Here is a 3,179-nt window from a genome sequence, read left to right as displayed (position 1 = left end):
CAAATCCTGAACAGGTAGCAAAACATGAGTGACGGCCAGCAGTCCCAGGACAATACCTCCGCCAGCCGGGCGGGATCCCGGCACTCGCCAGCGGTTGCCAGCGATGTTCTTCCCGAGACCCTCTATCTGATACCGATTCCCCAGCGTCCGTTTTTTCCCGGGCAGGTACAGCCGGTGGCGATCAACCCGCAGGAGTGGGATTCCACCCTGCAGGCGGTGGCGGCCGACGGCCACGGCCTGCTCGGTCTCAGCTATGTCGACCAGCATGCTGCCGGCAGCGCGGACCCGCGGCAGTTTCCTGAAATTGGCTGTGTGGTGCGCCTGCATCGCCCCCCGGGCGTGGATACTCCGGGCCATTTCCTGGCCCAGGGCGTCAAGCGTTTTCGCATAGTCCGCTGGCTGACCGATACCGTTCCCTACCGGGTGCAGGTGGAGTATCCGCGCAGCCAGGGCGATCGCGACAGCGACGAGATCAAGGCCTACAGCATGGCCCTGATCAAGGAGATCAAAGAGCTGCTGCCACTGAACCCGCTCTACAGTGAGGAGCTCAAGCAGTATCTGGCCAACTTCAATCCCAACCAGCCCAGCCTGCTGGCGGACTTCTCCGCGGCCCTCACCACCGCCAAGGGAGATCAGCTGCAGGAAATACTCGACACCCTGCCCCTGCTCGCGCGCATGGAGAAGGTACTGGTGTTGCTGCGTCGGGAGCGGGAAGTGGCGGAGCTGCAGGGACAGATCACCAGCCAGGTAAATGAAAAGGTCTCCGAACAACAGCGGCAGTTCTTCCTGCGCGAGCAGATGAAGGTGATCCAGAAGGAGCTGGGCATTTCCAAGGACGACCGCAGTACGGATATCGAGCTGTTCGAGGAAAGGATGGCCAGGCTGCAGCCCCCGGAGCCGGTGCAGCAGCGCATCGACGACGAGCTGCACAAGCTTTCGGTACTGGAGACCGGATCGCCGGAGTACGGCGTTACCCGCAATTACCTGGACTGGGCGACACAGGTGCCCTGGGGCGTGACCTCGGCCGACAAGCTGGAACTGAAGCATGCACGCAAGGTGCTGAACGCCCACCACGACGGTCTCGACGACGTCAAGCAGCGGATCCTCGAGTTTCTTGCGGTGGGGGCTTTCAAGGGTGAGATCGCCGGTTCCATCCTGCTGCTGGTGGGGCCGCCGGGGGTTGGCAAGACCAGCATTGGCCGCTCCGTGGCGGGCGCCCTGGGGCGCGAGTTCTATCGCTTCAGTCTCGGTGGCATGCGCGATGAAGCCGAAATCAAGGGCCACCGGCGTACCTACATCGGTGCCATGCCGGGCAAGTTCGTGCAGGCGCTGAAGGAGGTGAAGGTAGCCAACCCGGTCATCATGCTGGATGAAATCGACAAGATCGGCGCCTCTTTCCAGGGCGATCCGGCCTCGGCGCTGCTGGAGGTTCTGGACCCGGAGCAGAACAGCGATTTCCTCGACCACTACCTGGACATGCGGGTGGACCTGTCCCGGGTGCTGTTCATCTGTACCGCCAACCAGCTCGACACGATTCCCGGCCCGCTGCTGGACCGGATGGAGGTCCTGCGGCTGGCGGGCTACATCGCGGAGGAGAAACTCGCCATCGCCAAAAACCATCTCTGGCCCCGGTTGCTGGAACGTCACGGGGTCCAGGACGAGCAGCTGAAGATCAACGACGCCGCATTGAAGTATGTCATCGAAAGCTACTGCCGGGAGGCCGGGGTCAGGAACCTGGAAAAACAGCTGGCCCGCATTATCCGCAAGTCCATTGTCGACCTGGTCGAGGGCGAGCAGAGCCGCATCCGGGTCGGCAAGAAGGATATCGAGACCCTGCTGGGCCAGCCCGTGTTCCAGGCCGAGAAACTCCTGCGCGGCCCGGGTGTCGCTACCGGCCTGGCCTGGACCGCCATGGGCGGCGCCACCCTGGCGATCGAGTCCTCCCAGGTGCACACCCTCAACCGGGGCTTCAAGCTCACCGGCCGACTCGGCGACACCATGAAGGAGTCCGCGGAGATTGCCTACAGCTATGTCGTCGCCCACCTGAAGGACTACGGTTGCGACCTCGACTTCTTCGACACCAGCATGGTGCACCTGCATGTCCCCGAGGGTGCCACACCCAAGGACGGTCCCAGCGCGGGTATCACCATGGCCACGGCCCTGATTTCCCTGGCCCGCAAGGAGCGCATCAAGCGCCCCCTGGCGATGACCGGGGAGCTCACGCTCACCGGCCAGGTGCTGGCCGTCGGCGGAATCCGCGAAAAGGTGATCGCGGCGCGGCGCATCAAGATCCCGGAGCTGATCCTGCCCGCCGCCAACCGCCGCGATTTCGAGGAGCTGCCGGACTATCTGCGGGAGGGGCTGGAGGTGCACTTTGCGCGCACCTACCGGGAGGTGTTCGAGTTTGTGTTTCAGGAGCACCGGCGGGAGAAAGCGCTGCACTGACGGTGCCTGCTTCAGGATTCCGGGTGCCAAAGGTCCCGGCCGGAGGCGTTGCTGCCCCTCCAGGGACACGCCGTGAATACGTCCATGTAGGCTCGTATCGCGCATATATGCGCTCAACGGTCCCTGGAGGGGCAGCAACACCCCCGGCCTGGTTTGGTCACGCTGCGAATTGACTCTTGGTGCAACGTTGGAACGCGATAGCTAACGGGCTTAGTGGCATTGAGCTTTTAGGGCATGGTGCACAGAGGTGCGGACGCATGTTGGTCCTTCGACGGACCGTCGACGGCCATGGATGGCCGTCGCCGAGCCCACATGGACGTGCTTGCGGCGTGTCCGTCGAAGGACCAGCAGGTGGCCGCGCCGTCGCTCGATCAAAGCACTGACAAGAATTGGCGCGATAACGAAGGCCTACCCAGGTACCCGGGCCGTGATTATCGCTCGCCGCGGCGCCGGGTAGCCTTCGATCGTGCGACTCGAATCCTCCGGGTCGAGGAAGTCCGCGAGGGATTGGAACCGCATCCACTCCGTAGTCCGCTGCTCCTCAACCGTGGTCACCGACACATCCACCAGCGCCTCGTCCACGAAGCCCAGCTTGCGCAGCCATCCCAGCAAAGTGGCACAGCTGGGCAGGAACCACACATTGCCCATGCGCGCGTAGCGCCCTTCCGGCACCAGGGTGGCTCCCTCGGGCCCCTCGATGACGAGGGTTTCCAGCACCAGCTGGCCGCCGGGGC

Annotated in this window: 2 protein-coding genes; one reads left to right on the top strand and one right to left on the bottom strand. The window is 63.8% G+C overall.

Annotation, left to right across the window (positions count from 1 at the left end):
• Positions 1-24 precede the first annotated feature (24 nt).
• Positions 25-2,445 carry an endopeptidase La gene (gene lon, locus RJQ10_RS08185; protein WP_350145457.1) on the top strand — a complete coding sequence of 807 codons (2,421 nt, stop codon included), beginning with the start codon at positions 25-27 and terminating at the stop codon, positions 2,443-2,445.
• 408 nt (positions 2,446-2,853) lie between these two features.
• Here lon and RJQ10_RS08180 read toward each other — a convergent pair.
• On the bottom strand, positions 2,854-3,179 hold a 326-nt coding region (locus tag RJQ10_RS08180), incomplete at its 5' end, for a DUF1698 domain-containing protein (RefSeq protein ID WP_350145455.1).

This window comes from Haliea sp. (assembly GCF_040222615.1).
Lineage (GTDB): Bacteria > Pseudomonadota > Gammaproteobacteria > Pseudomonadales > Halieaceae > Haliea.
This window is presented reverse-complemented; position numbering and strand designations above follow the sequence as displayed.

Excerpts from the sequence above, each read along its gene's own strand:
- lon (WP_350145457.1), top strand. The coding sequence starts at position 25 with ATGAGTGACGGCCAGCAGTCCCAGGACAATACCTCCGCCAGCCGGGCG.